Annotated in this window: 22 protein-coding genes and 2 pseudogenes; 8 read left to right on the top strand and 16 right to left on the bottom strand. The window is 57.6% G+C overall.

Annotation, left to right across the window (positions count from 1 at the left end):
* Positions 1-98: 98 nt before the first annotated feature.
* The 4 genes from HNO52_RS11425 to HNO52_RS11410 form a co-directional block, all read right to left on the bottom strand.
* Entirely contained in the window at positions 99-989 is an 891-nt protein-coding gene (locus tag HNO52_RS11425; RefSeq protein ID WP_197565439.1) for an urea carboxylase-associated family protein, read from the bottom strand.
* A gap of 50 nt (positions 990-1039) precedes the next feature.
* Positions 1040-1699: a GntR family transcriptional regulator gene (locus HNO52_RS11420; RefSeq protein WP_197565438.1), complete on the bottom strand. Its 660-nt coding sequence runs from the start codon at positions 1697-1699 to the stop codon at positions 1040-1042.
* 45 nt (positions 1700-1744) lie between these two features.
* Positions 1745-3295, bottom strand: coding sequence for an amino acid ABC transporter permease/ATP-binding protein (locus HNO52_RS21250; protein WP_197565437.1), 1551 nt, complete (start codon positions 3293-3295; stop codon positions 1745-1747).
* 65 nt (positions 3296-3360) lie between these two features.
* Entirely contained in the window at positions 3361-4251 is an 891-nt protein-coding gene (locus HNO52_RS11410; protein WP_232090227.1) for an ABC transporter substrate-binding protein, read from the bottom strand.
* A 129-nt stretch (positions 4252-4380) separates the two neighbouring features.
* On the opposite strand from HNO52_RS11410, the gene HNO52_RS11405 reads away from it, so the two are divergent.
* The gene (locus HNO52_RS11405; protein ID WP_232090225.1) at positions 4381-5772 is read left to right on the top strand and encodes an amidase; all 1392 of its coding nucleotides are present in this window, start codon (positions 4381-4383) and stop codon (positions 5770-5772) included.
* Between the two features lie 61 nt (positions 5773-5833).
* On the opposite strand, the pseudogene HNO52_RS11400 reads toward HNO52_RS11405, so the two are convergent.
* A pseudogene (locus tag HNO52_RS11400) lies at positions 5834-6908 on the bottom strand (IS3 family transposase).
* Positions 6909-7145: 237 nt separating this feature from the next.
* Between HNO52_RS11400 and HNO52_RS11395 the strand changes: the two are divergent.
* Positions 7146-7352 (top strand): MbcA/ParS/Xre antitoxin family protein, encoded by a 207-nt coding sequence (locus HNO52_RS11395; RefSeq protein ID WP_197565436.1) that lies wholly within the window; start codon positions 7146-7148, stop codon positions 7350-7352.
* 197 nt (positions 7353-7549) lie between these two features.
* Here the strand turns inward: HNO52_RS11395 and HNO52_RS21065 are convergent, their stop codons facing one another.
* Positions 7550-8104: a hypothetical protein gene (locus tag HNO52_RS21065; protein ID WP_232090224.1), complete on the bottom strand. Its 555-nt coding sequence runs from the start codon at positions 8102-8104 to the stop codon at positions 7550-7552.
* A 21-nt stretch (positions 8105-8125) separates the two neighbouring features.
* Positions 8126-8338, bottom strand: coding sequence for a hypothetical protein (locus HNO52_RS11385; RefSeq protein WP_197565435.1), 213 nt, complete (start codon positions 8336-8338; stop codon positions 8126-8128).
* Between the two features lie 113 nt (positions 8339-8451).
* Between HNO52_RS11385 and HNO52_RS11380 the strand changes: the two genes are divergently transcribed.
* Both HNO52_RS11380 and HNO52_RS11375 read left to right on the top strand, forming a co-directional pair.
* Positions 8452-9051, top strand: a complete 600-nt coding sequence (locus HNO52_RS11380) for a hypothetical protein (protein ID WP_197565434.1) — start codon at positions 8452-8454, stop codon at positions 9049-9051.
* Between the two features lie 20 nt (positions 9052-9071).
* Positions 9072-9728, top strand: coding sequence for an SOS response-associated peptidase (locus HNO52_RS11375; RefSeq protein ID WP_197565433.1), 657 nt, complete (start codon positions 9072-9074; stop codon positions 9726-9728).
* A gap of 372 nt (positions 9729-10100) precedes the next feature.
* Here HNO52_RS11375 and HNO52_RS21340 read toward each other — a convergent pair whose 3' ends face one another.
* The 5 genes from HNO52_RS21340 to HNO52_RS11365 form a co-directional block, all read right to left on the bottom strand.
* The gene (locus tag HNO52_RS21340) at positions 10101-10211 is read right to left on the bottom strand and encodes a DUF4113 domain-containing protein (RefSeq protein ID WP_332107635.1); all 111 of its coding nucleotides are present in this window, start codon (positions 10209-10211) and stop codon (positions 10101-10103) included.
* Complete coding sequence (locus HNO52_RS21335; RefSeq protein ID WP_332107634.1) at positions 10208-10843, bottom strand: DinB/UmuC family translesion DNA polymerase; 636 nt, start codon at positions 10841-10843, stop codon at positions 10208-10210. Before HNO52_RS21335 ends, HNO52_RS21340 begins: the two co-directional genes overlap by 4 nt.
* Before the next feature lie 101 nt (positions 10844-10944).
* Positions 10945-11376 (bottom strand): Y-family DNA polymerase, encoded by a 432-nt coding sequence (locus tag HNO52_RS21330; RefSeq protein WP_332107633.1) that lies wholly within the window; start codon positions 11374-11376, stop codon positions 10945-10947.
* Positions 11373-11507 (bottom strand): hypothetical protein, encoded by a 135-nt coding sequence (locus HNO52_RS21245; protein WP_269476058.1) that lies wholly within the window; start codon positions 11505-11507, stop codon positions 11373-11375. The genes HNO52_RS21330 and HNO52_RS21245 overlap by 4 nt, the downstream gene beginning before the upstream one ends.
* Before the next feature lie 13 nt (positions 11508-11520).
* A complete protein-coding gene (locus tag HNO52_RS11365; protein WP_232090222.1) occupies positions 11521-11808 on the bottom strand; it encodes a S24 family peptidase in 288 nt (95 codons plus the stop codon).
* On the opposite strand from HNO52_RS11365, the gene HNO52_RS11360 reads away from it, so the two are divergent.
* From HNO52_RS11360 to HNO52_RS11350, 3 genes are read left to right on the top strand one after another with little or no spacing between them, the layout of a single operon-like run.
* Positions 11789-12301, top strand: coding sequence for an acyl-CoA dehydrogenase family protein (locus HNO52_RS11360; RefSeq protein ID WP_197565432.1), 513 nt, complete (start codon positions 11789-11791; stop codon positions 12299-12301). The genes HNO52_RS11365 and HNO52_RS11360 overlap by 20 nt on opposite strands.
* On the top strand, positions 12298-12765 hold the full coding sequence (locus HNO52_RS11355; RefSeq protein WP_197565431.1) for an acyl-CoA dehydrogenase family protein: 468 nt from the start codon (positions 12298-12300) through the stop codon (positions 12763-12765). Before HNO52_RS11360 ends, HNO52_RS11355 begins: the two co-directional genes overlap by 4 nt.
* Positions 12762-14543: an acetate--CoA ligase family protein gene (locus tag HNO52_RS11350; RefSeq protein WP_197565430.1), complete on the top strand. Its 1782-nt coding sequence runs from the start codon at positions 12762-12764 to the stop codon at positions 14541-14543. The genes HNO52_RS11355 and HNO52_RS11350 overlap by 4 nt, the downstream gene beginning before the upstream one ends.
* Here HNO52_RS11350 and tnpC read toward each other — a convergent pair whose 3' ends face one another.
* The 3 genes from tnpC to tnpA all read right to left on the bottom strand — a co-directional run bounded on the left by tnpC (position 14544) and on the right by tnpA (position 16878).
* Positions 14544-16094: an IS66 family transposase gene (tnpC, locus tag HNO52_RS11345; protein WP_197565429.1), complete on the bottom strand. Its 1551-nt coding sequence runs from the start codon at positions 16092-16094 to the stop codon at positions 14544-14546.
* A gap of 83 nt (positions 16095-16177) precedes the next feature.
* Positions 16178-16513 (bottom strand): IS66 family insertion sequence element accessory protein TnpB, encoded by a 336-nt coding sequence (gene tnpB, locus HNO52_RS11340; protein ID WP_197565428.1) that lies wholly within the window; start codon positions 16511-16513, stop codon positions 16178-16180.
* Complete coding sequence (gene tnpA, locus HNO52_RS11335; protein WP_197565427.1) at positions 16510-16878, bottom strand: IS66-like element accessory protein TnpA; 369 nt, start codon at positions 16876-16878, stop codon at positions 16510-16512. The genes tnpB and tnpA overlap by 4 nt, the downstream gene beginning before the upstream one ends.
* Before the next feature lie 178 nt (positions 16879-17056).
* On the opposite strand from tnpA, the pseudogene HNO52_RS11330 reads away from it, so the two are divergent.
* Positions 17057-17335, top strand: a pseudogene (locus HNO52_RS11330) (acetate--CoA ligase family protein); the annotation flags it as partial.
* Between the two features lie 77 nt (positions 17336-17412).
* Here the strand turns inward: HNO52_RS11330 and HNO52_RS11325 are convergent.
* Positions 17413-18366, bottom strand: a complete 954-nt coding sequence (locus HNO52_RS11325; protein WP_197565426.1) for an NAD-dependent epimerase/dehydratase family protein — start codon at positions 18364-18366, stop codon at positions 17413-17415.
* Between the last annotated feature and the right edge of the window lie 4 nt (positions 18367-18370).

Below are 18370 nucleotides of genomic sequence, written 5' to 3'. Positions count from 1 at the left end.
TTCAAATATAGGGCGGCAGTTGGCAGCAGTGCTGTCCTCGCCGCCCCGAAAAAACGCCGCTTTCTAAGAGATACGGTTAGTCATTGAATGACGGGCTGTCACACTCCGTTCGAACCCGCCTCCTTTCGTTTTTGCTTCATGTCTGCCCAATCAATTTTATCAACGCGGCGTCCATGGCGCCCTTGGTATGGAGCAGGGCTCGGAGGCTGCCAGCCGACCAAGCACTCATCCTCCAGCTCATAAACTTCGATGCCTAGCGGATGACAGGTCTCCAGGGGGTCATGCGCCTCAGGTCCCCATAAATCCACCGAGAGGTCTCCCCCAGGGCAACAGGAGAGTGCACACAGCAAATCTATCTCGGCAAAGAATTCAAGATAGTCGCCCTGACGCGCTGGACAGGCTTTCATGAAATATTGGTCGTCATCGTTGAGTCCTGTGCATTGGAAGATATTCAGCACATCGTGCACATCGTACTCAGTCAACCCCCACGGCTCAACCGCTCGGACTAGATTGGAGTGACAGTGGAAGTCGAAGTCCTCACCTGTGAGCAGGCGGTTGACATATGGATCGCAGCGAGTGCCTAGCAGGTCGTGTACCCGCCCACCTTCAGTATCGACTCCATACTCGGCTAGGGTGTCGTCGATAATTGTCGCCATGGGGCGAAGGTAGGGTAGGGTAGACCACAGCCTGTCGTAGGTGCTTACATGAGCCCGTTGTAGTTGGCGAGTACGTGAAGCCCACATTCGCTCCCTCGGATTGTGCAGGCTCCACATATTGAAATCACCAACTTGGGATCCCTCTGTGATCTTGATTCGAAATACATGGCCTGCTGGCACGGGCCACGCCAGGCCGTCTCTTATCGGCACGGTATGCGTCGCCACTAATCGGCGCCGGCCGTTGGATTCCGTCAAGCTGTCGTAAAAAACCTTGTCGATCTCCAGAATCGATCCACGGGTAGCCTGGTAGGCAGCGGGGACTTTGCTGGCCATGGTGAAGCTCCTAGTTTATGACAATAATGCAATATAAAGCGTGTAAAAGGCTATCGCTGGGCATGAGCAAGCACGATATCGCTTACGTAAGCTTCCGATTCGTACAGATAGAGCCTCATTAAATCAGCGGCTTCCGCCTGCTGGCCAGCCTCTAGCCGAATATAGATTTGACGATCTTTCTCCAGCCAGCCCCCTTGAAACTGCTTTTCATTATCGGACATGGAAAAAATCAACCGAAGTTGCGCGAGAATAGTGTTGAAATAGGCATTTAGTCTCTCGCTTTCCAATAATCCGACGATGGCATGATGAAAGAACAAGCTACTGGTTCCTACTGCATTCCAACGGTTGTTGTGTGCAGCTTCTTCCCCTTCACTCAGTATTTTATCGATAGCGAATAAATGTCGTTTCCTCGAAAAAGCGCTGTGCTGGATAGCGGCCAATTCAAGTGTATGCCGGACTCTGTATATGTCGTGGATATCCGGTAGGGTTAGAACCTTTACCTGCGCACCCTTGTTCAGGACATATTGGATAAGACCTTCATAACGAAGTTGCCGAAGAGCCTCACGGATGGTGTTGCGCGAGGCCTGATATTGCTTGCATAGCCTGGATTCGACCAGCGCGGTGCCGGGGGTGATTTCGCCAGTTATTATGGCGTTCCTCAACTTGAGCGCAATCAGATCTGATAGAGAGCTCTCGCCACATGCTTCCATACTGATGCTTCCTTCCTGTACGGTCACCAGATTGGTTAAAAATGATTAAACAGCGTTGAAATCACTAAGGAAGCGGTTAACGCGTGGTTCGTCACTATGTTCAAATATCTCGGGTGGCGTGCCGGCATGCACGATGGCCCCATCCTCCATGAAGACTACTCTGTCAGAAATGCGCTGAGCGAACGCCATCTCATGTGTAACGATGATCATGGTCATACCTTCACGTGCCAATGACTCTATATTCTTGAGAACTTCCCCTACTAGCTCAGGGTCGAGGGCAGAGGTCGGTTCGTCGAACAACATGATTGACGGCTTCATCGCCAGAGCCCGGGCAATGGCGACTCGTTGCTGCTGGCCTCCGGAAAGCTGGTGTGGATACTTGTCGGCGTGCTCGCGCATACCCACTTTCTCCAGTACCGATAAAGCTTCCTGTTCAAGTTCTTGGGCACTGCCAAAGCGGTGGTAGCGTGGCCCCAGGGTAACGTTCTGCAGAACTGAGCGATGGGGGAACAGATTGAACTGCTGAAACACCATACCGATATTCTTGATTTGGTTTCCTTGGGGTAGTTGGGTTTTCAGGTTTGGCTGGCTAGGGTCTTTTCTGAACGACAATTCCCCATTCAGCTTGATGTACCCCTCATCGGGTGTTTCCAAGCCATTTAGGGTGCGAATAAATGTTGTCTTGCCCGAACCCGAAGGGCCGATGATGGAAACAGTTTCGCCTTTTCTAACCTCCAGCGAGACATTCTTCAGGACAGGCATGCCGTCGAAGCTTTTGCTGATGTTTCTGGCGTCGACCACAGTCACGTTATGCTCAGGGCTGGGCTTTGGGATGTGCTGTGATGTTGAGCGAGAATTGCTCTCTGGCAGGCTGGTACAGGGTTCCGTAGCAGTATGATTCGGTTGGCGGTTGTTATTCTTTCGACGTGTGACGTCCAGGTTTCGCTCAGCCAACTTTAGCAGATTGTCGAAGACAGTTACTATCATCACGTAGAACAAGGCAACCATCAACATGGTTTCTAATACCTTGAAGTTCTGCGTATAAAGCCTTTGACCCACCATGAGAATCTCGGCGAGCGATATCACGGACACCAACGAGGTGAGCTTGACGATGGTTATGAATTGATTGGAGAGGGTCGGCAGAGCCACCCGAATAGCCTGAGGAATGACAATGAACCGTTGGATGCCGGAATAGCTGATCCCCAGTGCTTTACCCGCTTCTCTCTGGCCATTTGGAACAGAGAGCAAGCCGCCACGATGGATCTCGGCCATGTAAGCCGTCTCGCTCAACACTAGAGCAAGCAACCCTGCAACGAACGGGCTACCGAGATAGCTGCGCATCCAAGGGAAGACTTGAGGCAGATTGTAGACGAATATCAGCAGCACGAGCAGTGGTAGGCTGCGGAAAAACCAGACATAAGCAGCAACGGGCAGACTCAGGGTTCGATATTGCGATAGCTTGGCAAGCGCTAGGATGAAGCCCAGCGAGGTAGCTATGCCCCAAGAAAGCAGACTCAATGCGATGACGACCAACGTTGCTTGCCATAACGGGCCATAGCCAAGAAGGCTAAATGAGTATTCCCAATCGAAATTCATGCAATTTCTCTTTCTGACGAATCTCTCGCCCTGAAGGTGACCTTCAGGGCGAGAGCAGACATGGGTTAACTATCGGAGAGAGCGGATTCGACTTCGTCTTGATTGGGGGCGGTGAGATTATAGGCCGAGAGGATTTCTTGGTACTCTCCGGTCTCCTTCATTTTTTCGATGGCAGAAGCTATCGCTTCTTTCAGCTCAGTATTCTCTGTATTGATGCCGAGCCCCACAGGTATTGGGTAAATTAACTCTTCAGAAGTAATTTTTAGCGCACCATTTCTTTTCTCTACGGCTAGTTGGGCTACGGCTGCATCGGCAAACTGGGCTTCAACAGCGCCCGACAAGATTGCCTGAGTGGCTTCGGGTGCAGTGGCGAACTCGCGGATATCGATTGTACCTAGGTCGTTTGGGACACAGTGTTCGTCCGACACCTTTTGCAGCTTGGGTATCCAAGAGGCTCCCTGGATAGAGCTTACACGCATTCCGCAGAGTTCTTGAGGCTCGCTGGGAGAATCAGCGAAATCTATAGCCGTAAGTATAGATGAGCCAGTCTGGGTGTGAGGTACATAGTCGATCACTTCTGCTCGCTCGGGGGTTATATAGAGCAAAGAAGCGATAACGTCGAACTGGTTTGAGCGCAAACCGACAATTAACTGGGCAAAGCGTGTATCAACATACTCTGGCTCGAGGCCCATATGCTCTGCTACAGCATTCATGAACTCAACCTCAAATCCGGCTGGCTCCCCATCTTCAATTTGGATGTAGGGCGGATAGGTCATGTCGGAGCCGATCAGTAGTGTGCCTGACTCGATTGTGGGTAAATCGGCAGCATGAACGATAGATTGTTGAACAATAAAGGCGGTAGCTACTGTGCCGAAAACGGTAGAGACTTTTTTAAGCGTCTGTTTATAAAGCATTATCTTCATTCCTTTTGTGGTTTGTTCTAGGCATGATGACATCCTCTCTCGTTAATGGTATAGATTGTTGAACAATCGAAGTCAAGCCACGATGACGCGCTGAACCTTGCCATGATCACGTTATGTCGAGCTCTTGGGCGCTTTCAATCTGCTACCTGAAGGAACCTTGCCATGGATTCGATGCCTGTCGACCCAGTTGCCCATGCCGGTAGTCTGCGCGCCGCGGGAGAGATGCTTCGTTCGGGAGAAATAACTTCCGAACAGATGACGCACGCTTACCTCGCCAGGATCCAGCACATGGATCCCTATTTAGGTTCATACGAGTACGTCGCCGAGGTACAGGCATTGGAAACCGCCAAGGCAATGGATCGGTTGCTTGCCGCCGGTACAGACCTGGGACCGTTGATGGGGCTGCCGATCAGCGTCAAGGATCTGTTCACGGTCAAGGGGATGCCGATGACTGCCGGTTCGAATATTGATGTCTCTGGCATTATGGACCCTTGCGAAGGACCGTTTATCCAGGCCTTGCGCGAGGCAGGTTGTGTGCTGTTGGGCAAGACTCGCATGGTGGAATTTGCGTTCGGCATAACTGGCGTGTCGCAGCCGCGCGGCACACCACGCAACCCCTGTGATCACAAGGAGCATCGTATCCCTGGGGGTTCCAGCTCGGGGGCAGGGGTAGCGATGGCGGCAGGCCTCTGTGCCATGGCGATTGGTACTGATACAGGGGGGTCGGTACGTGTTCCTGCTGCGCTGTGCGGAATTTTCGGCCTGAAAACGACATTTGGGTTGTGGTCGAACCAAGGCGTGTTTCCCTTGTCCCCCGATCTGGATACGATCGGCTTGCTGACCCGCAGCGCGCATGATGCTGCTTTAGCCTATACAGAGATAATGCGTCAGTTGGAGTGTGAGCCGTCTCGCTCCATCACGCCTGCCCCTTTGGGTAATACTTCCCTGGGTTTGCCCTCTTCATATTTCTGGGAGAATCTTACGCCTGATGTGGCAGAACCCATGTCTCAGGCAATGGATATGCTGCGCTCCGCCGGGGTGAATATTCAAGAAATCTCCATACCGGAAGCGAGCGAGCGGGAGCAGTACTTCCCGGTCAGCATGCCCGTGCATTTGCTCAGTACATTGGGAAGAGAGCGCTTCGAGGCCAACCGACATCTAATGGATCCAGTGATCGGACATAGAACCTCATTGGGGCTTGAGATCGAAGCCACGCGGCTTGTCGAAGTCGAAACCCGACGGAAACGCAGCAGTCTTCGGGCTCTGGTATATTTTCAAGGTGTCGATGCATGGATCAGCCCGACCACTGCCAGCACTGCCCCCAGCGTTGCAAGCCTTGAAAATTATGAGCAGGCCTATCTTCAAGCGATCAATATGACGCGAAACACTCAACCTGCCAATTATCTTGGTCTGTGCGCTGCCAGTCTTCCAGTGCCTGTAGCAGCGCAGGGATTGCCAGTGGGTATGCAGTTGATAGGACCCCCACGGAACGAGACTCAACTCCTCGCCATCTGTTTGGCAGTGGAGCAGCTGCTGAGGAGTGCTGAGTACTGAAGTGACTTCCTCTGACCTTCCCCCTGGTTTAGGTCCGTCATCAATGTGAGAAACCGCTGCTTCATGCGCGCTGCTCGGCATATGCTACCGGTGGCAGGTGGCCCAGCGAGGTGTGCGGTCTGACATGGTTGTAGTGAGTTCTCCATTGCGTGATTTCGTGTCGTGCATCTGCCAGGCTCAAGAACCAGTGCTGATCGAGACAGCCGTCTCGGAGCTTGCCGTTGACGCTCTCGATGTATGCATTCTGCGTCGGCTTGCCCGGCTGGATGAACGCCAGCGTCACCTTCACGCGCCCAGAAGAACATTGCCCTGCTGGTCAACTCCGGCCCTTTGTCACAAACAATCGAGGCTGGCAATGAGCGCTGCTGCGCGATCTCATCCAAGAACCGGGCCAGCCGACGTCCTGAAATGGACGTGTCCGTCAGTTGCCCGACACACTATCGGCTGAAGTCGTCCACGATGTTCAGCACGCGAAATCGACGCCCCGAGGCCAACTGGCCGACACGAAGTCCATCGACCAGCGCTGGTTGGGCCTGTCGGGTAGTGGCATCGGTGCCCTTGGCCGGATCAGCCGCTTGCGCCGCCGGTCCGAACTTGAAGGCATGTTCACAATACAGCCGGTAGGTACGCTTGCAATTGATCACCAAGCCCTCCTGACGCAACAGTGCGTGTAGCAGCAAGTAGCTGTAACGGGGATAGCAGGTCGCCAAGGCTTGCAGGCGTGACCGAAGCGGCTCATGGGCACGCGGTATGGCCTGGTATCGAGCCACTGATCTGGCCAGGCCCAGCAACCGGCAGGCGCCTCGCTGGCTGAGCCAGCGAGGCGCCTGTCACCAGGTGCTTCACCACACACCGCTTCGCTTTGGGCTTCACCACTTTCCCGAAACGATCTCCTTGAGCGCGGCATTGTCGGGGCGCTTTCCGCCAACAGCTTCTTCAGTCGGAGTATTCACGGTTTCCAGCTCGCGCAGGCGCTTGGCCTCCGGAACCTCCATGCCGCTGTAATTGGCCTTCCAGCGGTAGATGGTCTGCTCGATCACGCCGTTCTGCCGGGCCAACTCGGCGATCGAGACGCCGCGCTCGTTGGCCTTGAGAATGCTGATAATTTGCTCTTCGGTATGTCGGTTACGCTTCATCGCGAGATCTCCTGCTATCATGATAGACGTAGCGGAAATCTCAAAATGGCGGTGGACCGGTTACTAGGGGGAAGGTCACTATCTCGGCACAATTGCTAATGCGTGAGGCCATGAAGCAGTATTTTGTGCGAGAAGAGCGTCGGGAAGTTTTCAGTCAGCGCATCCTGAGCGTTTGGGAGACTAACAAGCGACCGATCTTCGGACAACCGCTAACGAAGTGGAGTACTGGTAAGTGAGATGAAGGACAGTGAGGAGCTCGATGCCTTGAGTGTGATGCGCTATGCCGTTCACGTATTCGAGGATGAGAAGATAGCCCTTGAATGGTTGAGCTGTGAGATTCCGGCACTATCTGGCGCACGTCCTGCCGATCTGCTTGATACCTTTCGGGGGCGGCAGCTGGTACGCCAAGTGTTGGCAAAGATCGAGTGCGGCGAGTTCTCATAGATCTTTATAGCGCAGGACGTTGGAGCTGCTTAAGCACTTTTTCTCAGATCACAACATCCAAATGGTCGCTTGGCGATACGACCCATCGGTACCTGGAACGCGCTTTGCGAGCGGTGCTCGGGTGCGGGTCCACAACTATGAAGGCAACTTTGCTGCGAGCGGCACCCTGCTACCTGAGAAAGCCTCGGGGCACGTGTTCAACGTGGCGGTGGATGCGCAGCCCAGCAACTGGGAATACACTGCCCTGCGGCCAAGTCGTCACGAGTCGGGCCCTGGCTATCAGTGGCCTCGGCCTTAACCGCCGAACGGTATGCTTCGGCATACTGTGAGATGATCGCTGGCCAGTAACCCAGCTTACAAGTTAACTCTGCCTTCATGATCGCTGGGCGCTCCATGTTCACGCGTAGCCACGTCTCGCGAAGCGTGCCGATGTCACCGCAAGCGATGACTTCCAGGGCTGAGCGGCCATCGAAGCCTTCGTTGTAATTGGGCATCGCCATGAAGCCATACAGGTTGTCAGGATTGTCAAACAGTACTCGTAGCGCCGCATGAATATTCAGCACGTAGCTGATGCGGGCAAGCTGATCCTCATCCAGAGTGACCTGCCATTCCGGTTTTTGCTGCTTTGCCTGGGCATAGGTTTCGGGAGAGACGCGTAAGATCGCTGTGCCCTGCTCAACGGTGGCACCCCACTTTTCCAAGATCGTTACGGCTACCTGTATCCCCGTGGTGGGCTTGTCCTTGATACTCATCGTTCCCCTTACCCTTTATCGTCATCCAAGAAAGCCGGCTTCCAGCGATTGCAGGTAACGGCACAGAATTGCGGTACGGCCGTCAGCCACTAGCTGTTCAGCGGTTCGGTAGTCGAATACATCAATCGGCTCGTGGTGGAACCAGGTGCGGGCCTGGGCTCTAGAGCCGCAGATCTGCGCGGCGGCATCCAGTACAGCCTCTGTATCCTTTTCAATAACGTTGGGGTCTGCCATGGGCCACATCCTGTTTTGAGATGGTCACGGTCACGTGACCAACATGGCACGGCCACCGGTTTGGCGCCATGCTGTATGGTAAACGAAGGTTGCTTTCTCGAGAGGATAGGGCAATGCACCGGTATCAAAACATCTTGGCAGCGCTTGGCGGCATGCCGCTCGATGAAGCCATCGAGAATACACAGTACGCGCTCTCTAAGCAGTTGGATCTGCCTGACTTTGAGATCAGGGGGAAAAACGGCCCCATCGTACTGACGCTGCACGAAAAGTTCACTATCGCAAAATTCGTGAAGGAGATCCTTGCGACAAGGCTGGATGTACTGATATTTGAAAGTGATGATGACGAGTGGGAGGCTAGGTTAGTCGGCGTGGCCGAGGAAACCTCTCTCTGCCGTGGTCACCCTTTAGAGAGGCTGAAGGGCTCTGTTCACCATTACGATGAGTCGCTCGAGCCCGTGGGTGAAGAGGGCTGGGAAGCATCCGAGCATGAGCCTGGCGGTCATGCGCAGGGGGATGACATCCCCATTCACAGCACCCCTGCGGGGACGCGCTACGTCAGGATCCGAGACCTGCCCGATGCGATCCAAGACCCCTTCATGCGCTATCTGCGCGGCGCAGCCATTCCAGTTGTCGATGATGAGCATGGTCCGGTTGCGTTCGAAACAGATTGGCTTGATTGGCGCGACAAGCTCCGGCCAGACCGGATGGCATAGGTTTACGCTGGATACCAAGTATGTGTGGCCGCTTTGCTTCCTATGACGCCTACCCCAAGCTAGCCCGGCGGCTAGGTGTCGTCGTGGCCGAGGAAGGACCACCGGCTCGCTACAATATTCCGCCGGGCACCTGGATCACCGGGTTTCGGCAGGTGGTACACGACGCGCTGCCTGAACAGCTCGATTTCTGGTGGGGATGCCGGCCGAAATGGGCGAAGGGAAAGGCGGCACAGCCGATCAATGCCCGCGTCGAGACGGTAGCCACCAGTGGCTACTTCAAGCACGCTTTCGCGCGGCAGCGCTGCCTGATTCCCGCCGATGGTTGGTTCGAGTGGTTGGCGACCGAGACTGGTAAACAACTGCACTACATTACCCGCATCGATTGCGAGCCGATCGCTTTCGCCGGTATCTACGCAGAGAGGGAAGATGGCTCGCGGGGTTGCGCCATTCTCACCGAGCCCGCCCGAGGCAGTGCTGCCGAGGTTCACGACAGGATGCCGCTGATACTCGACGACGCGAGCCTTGAGCCGTGGCTCGATCCCGACCTGACCGATCGCGAAACGATTCGCAATGCCGTGCGTCACTTGGATGCGTCACTGATCGACCATTGGGTGGTGAACAGGGCCGTGAACCGGCCCGGGAATGATGAGGATGCAGGTTTGATCAACTCCGCCTGAGTGCTTGTAAGCGATTTCCTACAAATGCCGGGAAAAATTCTTACACTGCGCCTTATCCTGTATCAACCCGTTCTTCACTCATAGCGACTATCATTGTATTTAACGGGCTAGGGAGAGCCCTACAGGGAAGGCCGAGCGATGGAACGCTCTGAACCAAGGATGCTTGGGCAGGAAGCCCAAGGTAGGTTGGATAAGGAAGCGTCGATTGCAAGCCCGGCCCCAGTGGCCGGGCTTCTTTCTGCAGGCCGACTCGGCGTAAGGCTCCCCATGGCTGGTTTCCCCCTGCGGGAAACGCTTTGAATTCGCGTTCTCTATGGATTCGCCAAAATATCGCGTCTCATCGCGCCTGCCCTGGTAGCTGCCAGGGCTCTTTTATTTGGCTGGAGCAATCGGAAGCTCGTCCCAACGCGTCGAGTAGCGCTGCGTGATGTTGGCACAGCGCAGATGCCACGCCGCTCCTGGGCTGGGTGTACCGAGCTTCACCGTACTGCGGCCAATCCTGGCGCGTTCAGTTCATCCATCACACCCATCAGCTTGGCACTACGCTGCCGCTCGGCGTCGCTCTGAAGTGTGTCGAGCAGCGAGAGCTGCTGCCGGCTGGCGTCGACCAAATCGAGCAGCATCACGCCACCCTTCTGGTAGAAACCTTTGCGATAGATGCGCTGCAGAGCGTGGCCGGCGGCGTGTAGGATCTCGCGGCTGTCGTCGGTGGGGCGGGGCAGCTCGACCACCAGGCTGGGCGAGTACTGTGGCAGATCCTGGCGGAACGGATTGGTTTTGAGAAATACCGGCACGGCGCGAACCAGGCTGCCATGGCTGCGCAGCTTCTCGGCGCCGCGCTGGTCGTACTGTCGCATGGCTACTCTGATCTCTCCCAAGTTGTCGGTCAGCTTGCCGAACGATCGGCTGGTCATGATGCGCTGCCGTGGTTCGTGAAAGTCCTTCGACTCGATACAGCTGATGCCGCGCAGCTCCAAGGCGGTGCGCTCGAGCGTGACGCTGAACTGCCGGGGGATCCGCTTGGGATCGGCCTGGGCGAGATCCCAGCCGGTACGGATGCCGAGCACGGCAAGGCGTTCCACCTGCCGCCGGCCAACGCCCCAGAGGTCGCCCAATTTGAACTTCAGCAGCAACGCTCGGGTTTAGGCGCTGTCAGCCTTGAGCACACACTCCTCGATAGGCGGGGATCTTTTTGCGGCTCGGTTGGCAAACTTGGCTAAGGTGCGCGTGGGGCAACACCGACGCAAACCGAAATGCCGGGGTACTGGCGCACCCGATCATGCAACTGTCGGGCGTGCTCGAGCATCTGATCAGGCGTGAAACCGCCGAAGCGGTCGACCATCTCGTCGATGCTATAGGGCTCCACGCCAGGCGAGAACTCCTCGAGTACCGACTGCACGCACTGGCTAATGTCACCAAAGAGCTTGTAGTTACTCGAGAGGAGATGGATGCGGCCCTGGCGCACCAGGTGCTGGTTCTCGATTGCCGGCGTGCCCATGGTGATACCGGTTGCCTTGAGCTCGTTGGAGAGCGCGATCACGCAACCATTGTTGTTCGACATCACACCGACGGGGCGCCCCACCAGATCCGGACGGAATACCCGCTCACAGCCAACGTAGAACGAATTACAGTCCACCAGGCCGATCATACCGTGTACTCGGGAATGACCGAGCGCACCACGCCCCATACCTGGCAATCCAGGTCGACAAGCGGAATCGCGCGTAACGGGGATACCGGAACAGAGGCAGGCACGTTGCCGTGCACCTCGTAACGCTTCACCGTTATCTCGCCGTCAACTATAGCGACGATAATGTGTGACCGGGACGGAGATCGAACGATCGACCACTAGGGTATCGCCCTCATTGATGCCCAGCTTGACCATGCCGTCGTCTGTTACCGTGAGGAAGAGCGTGGCGGAGGAGCGCTTTACGAAGCGTTCGTTGAGATCGAGTACGCGTCCCTCGTAGTCCTGCGTCGGGCTCGGGAAGCCGGAGAGACCAGCGCGACCGAGGGCCAGCGGGTAGGGCAGCTCGAGTCTTGGAGATTCAGGATGAGCCGGAATGAGCTTTGCCAGTGTCATGGTGAGTCCCGTATGCGGCCTGTCGTTCTATACAGTTCGCGCCAGGGTTGGCACTAATACCGGCATCGGCTCGGAAGGCATCGTGGCAGACGGTACTGAGGACCAGAAACGCGGCTACCTGCCGCTTCTCGCCAGCGGTGAGCTTACCGGGGCGTTGGCGGTCACGGAGCCGGAGGCTGGCTCCGAAGCCACCAATATCCAGACCAGCGCGCGCCGTGAAGGTGACTATTACTCCCTCAACGGCAAGAAGTGCTTTATGACCAACGCCCCCATCGCCGGTCTGTTAACCGTGCTGGCGCGTACCGATCCGGACAGCAAAGGCATCGAGGCCTGTCCGCTTTCATTGTCGAGCGCAACACCCCGGGTCTGTCGACAGACCCCGCTTACCGCAAGATGGGGCAGGCCGGCTCGCCGGTGGGTGAAGTGTACTTCGCGGATTGCCATGTGCCGGCGGCCAACCTCATCGGTGGAGAAGAGGGGCTGGGTTTCATGACCATCATGAAGACCCTGAACAAGCAGCGCATCCACCTGGCCGCTTTGTCCACGGGGCCCGCCATTCGCATGCTGGACGAGGCCATCGCCTTCACCAGAAAACGCGAGCAATTCGGCCAGCCGGTGGCCAATTTTCAGCTGGTGCAGAGCATGATTGCCGACTGCCGCACCGAGATCTTTGCCGCCCGCTCGATGATTCTGGACACCGCCCGGCGCCGCGACCAAGGCGAGGACATCGCCCTCGAGGCATCCATGTGCAAGTACTACGCAACCGAGATGTGCGGCCGCGTGGCGGACCGCTGCGTGCAGATGTTTGGCGGCTATGAGTATGTCGCCGACTACGCCTCCATCGAGCGTTGGTACCGGGATGTACGGCTGTTCCGCCTCTATGAGGGAACCAGCCAGATCCATCAGCTCAACATCGCCAAGCTCACCTTGAAGGAAGCGGAGGCAAAGGGCCAATGAAGATCGATCAGCTGTTCAATCCACGCTCGATAGCGGTCATCGGCGCTTCGCAGAATCTCGATTCAATCAATGGCCAGCCCATCGCCCACTTGAAGGCCAAAGGCTACGCCGGGCAGTTATACCCGGTGAACCCGCGCTACGACGAGGTGGCGGGCTACCGCTGTTACCCGGATATCGACTCACTGCCCGAGGCGCCGGACGTGGCGGTAATCGCCGTCGCCGCAAAGCGAGTCCCTGAGGCCGTGCGAGCCTTGGGAGAAAAAGGTTCGCCATTCGCCGTCATTCTCTCTTCGGGGTTCGCCGAGGCTGGCGAGGAAGGCCGTGCCGCCCAGCGCGAGGTGAGCGAAACCGCCCGCCGCTATGGCATGCAGATCCTCGGACCCAATTGCCAGGGCTACATGAACATCGCCGATGGAATCCACGTCGGCTTCGGTGCCCCCTATGCCATGAGTTTCCCCAAGGGTGGGGTGAGCCTGACTTCGCAGAGTGGCGCCTTTGGTAATTCCATCCTGATGCTCGCCAGTGAGGAAGGCCTTGGCTTCCGACGTTATCTCTCCACCGGCAACGAATCAGTGACCACCACATTGGATCTTTTCGAGGCCCTGATCGACGATTCGGAAACCAAGGTCATCGCCGGCTACGTGGAAGGCTTTCAGGATGCGCATCGGCTGGTCGACATCGGCACCCGAGCGCTGCGCGCCGGCAAGCCCATCGTCATCTGGAAAGTCGGCACCTCCGAGGCCGGCGCCAAGGCAGCGGCTTCGCATACGGCCAACCTGGGCGGCGCGATGGCTCTCTATCGGGCTGCCTTCAAGCAGGTCGGGATCGTTGAAGCCAACGATGTCGGCGACCTTGCCGACTGCGCCAAGGCGCTGCTACCGGGACGGCTACCCAAGGGCAATCGGCTGGCGGTGGTGACCATCTCAGGTGGCGCTGGTATCGCCATGGCGGATCGTGCCGCGGATGTTGGTCTTGCCCTGCCCGAGCTCACGCCGCAGACAGTCATGGCGCTCAAGGAGGCACTACCCGATTTCGCCGCCGTGGCCAATCCGCTGGATGTTACCGCTGCCTTGCTCTCTGATGCACAGCTGCTCAAGGTGACGCTGCAACGACTGGCAGATGATCCGAACGTCAACATGATCGCCCTGGCGCTCGCCGCCGCCAGCGGGGCTTTGGCCGCTGAGCTGGCGCGCGAAGTGGTGCGTATCTCCGAGCAGTATCAGATCCCCATTTTGGTCGCCTGGAATGCAGATGAGCGTGCCAATGCGGAGGCCTACCAAATCTTGGACGATGCCCGCATTCCCCGCTACGGCTCACCGGTGCGGTGTGCTCGCGGCGCCGGCGCGCTATGGGAGTACGCTAGGGCCAAGCAACGGTTGGACCTGGACGAGGATAAACAACCGCTGCGCATCAACCAACCGGAGGCGCAGGTGCTACTGACCGGACGTCAGCATGACCTGACTGAATTCGAATCCAAGCGGCTGCTGGCACAGTACGGGATTCCGGTTACCCGCGAACGGTTGGCGACTACGCGGGAGGAGGCGCAGGCGCTGGCGGCGGAGATCGGCTTGCCCGTGGCCATGAAAATTCAGTCGTCGCAGATCCCGCACAAGACCGAGGCCGGTGGTGTGCGAATCGGCATTCCCGATACCGAGACGGTGGGCGAGGTCTTCGACGAGATCATGCATAACGCCACCCGATATGCGCCCGAGGCGCTGCTCGATGGCGTGCTGGTGCAGGAAATGCGTAAGCGCCCGGCCATCACCCTTTGCGAGTGATCAGTCGACCGGTTTCCAGTGCTGAGGTAGGAGTTCGTGGATCTGGCTGGCCTTCTGCGTCGGCAGCCGAGCCAGCACGTCTTTCAGGTAGGCATGCGGTTCATGACCGTTCAGCTTGGCAGACTGGATCAGGCTCATAATGTTGGCGGCGCGCTGGCCGCTGCGCAGTGAGCCGGCAAATAGCCAGTTGCTACGCCCGAGTGCCCAGGGGCGAATTAGGTTCTCGACTCGGTTGTTGTCGATCGGCAACCCGCCGTCGTCCAGGTAGCGTGTCAGCGCCGCCCAGCGTTTCAGGCTGTAGTCCAACGCTTTCGCCGTTGCTGAGCCGTTGGGTACCTTCTCGCGGTGAGCCAGCATCCATCGGTGCAGCGTGTCAGCGATAGGCCTCGCTCGGGTGTCACGTAGCTGTTGGCGTTCTTCCGCGCTCAGCGGCTGAGCCTCACGCTCTATCTGGTAGAGCTGGCCGATCAGCTCAATGGCCTGCTCGGCAATCTGGCTCTTGCCGGCCACGTGCAGGTCGACGAACTTGCGCCGGGCGTGGGCCATGCAGCCGATCTCAGTCACGCCGTTGGTAAAGCTCTGCTTGTAACCGCCGTAATCGTCGCAGACTAGCTTGCCCTTCCACTCGCCGAGGAAGTCCCGGGCATGTTGGCCGCTGCGGCCGGGCGCGAAGTCGTAGATTACCGCCTTCAATCCGGCGTAGGGCGTGGTGGCATAGGCCCAGAGGTAGGCCCTGTGCGTCTTTTTCTTGCCCGGAGCCAGCATCGGCACCGGCGTTTCATCGGCATGCAGTATCGGTTCGGTGAGCAGGGTTTCGCGCAGGGCATCGATCAGCGGCTGCAGTCGCACGCCACAGATGCCGATCCATTCCGCCAGGGTGGAGCGTGGGATCTCCACCCCAGCGCGGGCAAAGATCTGTGACTGGCGGTAGAGCGGCTGATGGTCGGCATACTTGGCGATCATCACCTGGGCCAGCAACCCCGAGGTGGGGAGGCCCTTGTCGATCACGTGGGCCGGCATCGGTGCCTGGGTCAGCGTTTCGCACGCGTCGCAGACCCACTTGCCGCGGATATGCCGCTCGACGGTAAACACGCCTGGCGTGTAGTCGAGCTTCTCGCTGATCTCCTCGCCAATGCGCCGCCGCTGGCAGCCGCACGTGCAGTGCTCGCTGTCGGGCTCGTGTCGGATCTCGACACGCGGCAGGTCATCGGGCACGGGCTGGCGTTTGGGCTTTTGCTTGGTGGCGGGCACCGTCGCCGGGGTAGCGAGTTCTTCCAACTCGGCCTCGATGGCAGCAATGTCGGCATCCACCACCTCGTCCAGCAGGCTGATCTGCAAGACGTTGAGCTGTTCGCTGCGCTTGCCGAAAGCGTGGCGCTTGAGCAGCGCCAGTTCATAGGTCAGCTTCTGGTTGACCTGCTCGGTGTGGCGTAGCGTTTCTTGGCTCTGTGCCAGCGCCCGATCCTTTTCCTCGACCTGCGCCATCAGCGTTGCCGCCAGGTGGCGGAGCTGATCGGGAGAGAGTTGAGACAGGTCGGGCGGCATGTTCATCCGGCGATTATGCCAGTCCGCCGGCGGCAAGGGGATGCGCGGATCATCGAATGGCCAGGGTTCGCCTTATGTGCCGACGAGGCTTACAGCACCGAAATGGCCCCCGCCGGGCCGATGCGCTGCCAGGGCAGGCCCTGGACCAGTGCCGTCACTTGCTCCGGCGACAGTTCCACCCGGTCGCCGTGCCAGTTGCCGGCCCAATGGAACTTGCCTTGATTGAGCCGGCGCGCACAGAGCCAGACCCCCAGGCCATCGTGGATCAGCACTTTCATGCGGTTGCCGCGCCGGTTGGCGAACAGATAGGCGCAGTGCGGCCGGGCGGTACCGAATACCTTGACCACCCGAGCCAGGGCGGTATCGGGACCGGCGCGCATGTCCAACGGCTCGGTGGCCAACCAGATCTCGTCGATACGGATCACGACAGCAGATCCCGAAGCAGCGCCCGACAGCTCTGCGCATCGGACACCGGCCATTCGATGGTCACCGTGCCTTTGGGGCTCGGCAGTGAAAGGCGAATACGCTCGGTTTCCCGATGCTGGCCCGCCGCGGGTGTGGCGGTGCTTGCCATCGGCACTGGAACAAACGCCGGAGTATCACTTACCGGCGCCGACCGCCGAGCCTCACGGATCCACTTATGGACCAGATTGGCGTTCAGGGCATGCTCCAACGCGATGCCGGCCACTGAGGCACCGGGTTGTTGGCACGCTTCGACGATCATGGCCTTGAACTCGGCTGTAAAGCGGCGGCGCTTTCGAGGCGCCTCCCATACGCTTAACTCACTCATGGTAGGTGTCCACTAAGCAATAGATGGACACCTACCGTCATCGAAGTCGGGGCTCAGCGAAAGGTGTGTTCACCGGCCGGATACGGAAATGCTCGCGGGGGGCACCGAACTTATCGTCGGCGCCATCAACGATCCGCTGTTCGGCCCGGCGGTAATGGTCTGATTCGGTGGTGTCTTCGCGGAGGTCACTCGCGATGTTAGCTTTCGCCTGGCGCCGGTCACCCCGGTCGAGGCCCAGCGGATGATTGGAGAGCTGAAGGGCTTCGCCATTCTCGACGGCGCCCGCGGGCGGCCCAAGGCCGACGTGAACGCCCTGGCCGATCTTCTGGTTCGGGTTTCGGCCATGGCAGTTGACTGCGCTGGCGAATTTGCCGAGCTCGATCTCAACCCCGTGTTCGTACGTTCGGTCGGGGAGGGCGTGTGTGCAGGTGACGCCTTGATCAAGCCCAAACGATAACGCTTCGACCGGACACTGTTGAGCTTCCCAGTGGGCGATGACCCACTGGGTTTAGCGAAACGATTATGCGAAATTTATTAAGTTTGTGCGGCTTGTAACCACTTGTAGTAATCTTCAATGCCCTCCCGGATATCGGTGAAGCGGGGTTCGAAGCCAAGTTCCTTTCGGGCGCGTGAAATATCCAGCGGCGAGCCTCTGACAACAAACGGCCCTGGCCCCAGCTTGACATTCGTTTTTTTGCCGACGACGGATGCCACCTCTTCGACAATCTTGAGGTGGTCGACCGGTACGCCGCTTGAAATATTGAAGTTTCGGTGGGTAACCTGCTCTGCTTCAAAAAGCTTGATGATTCCCGAGGCGGTGTCATAAACATGCGTCCAATCCAAGCTCTGTTCCGATCCGTTGGGCGCTTGGATGTTGTCGAGGCCCTCCAATGGGCCGAACAAACCTTGGTAGACCTTGTGCATGTGCGAAGGACGTTTACCCGGCCCATAGACAAAGAATAGCCTTGCGTTACGAATATCCATGCCGTAGGTATCGCTATATTGCAAACCGTACAGTTCGCCAGAAATCTTTGATGCGCCGTAGAGGTCCGTGGCCTTGTAGGGGGTGTCTTCGTGCTGTGGCCCTTGAGCATCACCGTAGACGGCACCTGAGCTCATGTTTACTACTTTCTGGATCCCCAGGATTCTACAGGTTTCATAGACGTTCAACGTGCCCATGGCGTTGATCGAAAGATGCTTGAAGGGATGCTCCTGGAAATAAGGGCCGGCAATAACCGAAACACTGTGGATTACGCCTTCCAGTTCATCTCGGTGACGGAGCAGGACCTCGAAGACGCTGTGGTAATCAAGCATGTCGACACTTTCGAGTATGAGCTGGTCACGTACCTCCTCAAGATAATTCAGACCCATACGTTCAAAGTGGTTGGCTGCCATGTCGCAGATGATGACTTTCTTGCCTTGCTTAGCGAGCAGATAGGCGACCCAGGAACCTACGTGGCCGAGGCCACCTGTAATGAGCACAGACATGGTG

The sequence above is a fragment of the Halomonas sp. MCCC 1A13316 genome (assembly GCF_014931605.1).
Lineage (GTDB): Bacteria > Pseudomonadota > Gammaproteobacteria > Pseudomonadales > Halomonadaceae > Halomonas.
This window is presented reverse-complemented; position numbering and strand designations above follow the sequence as displayed.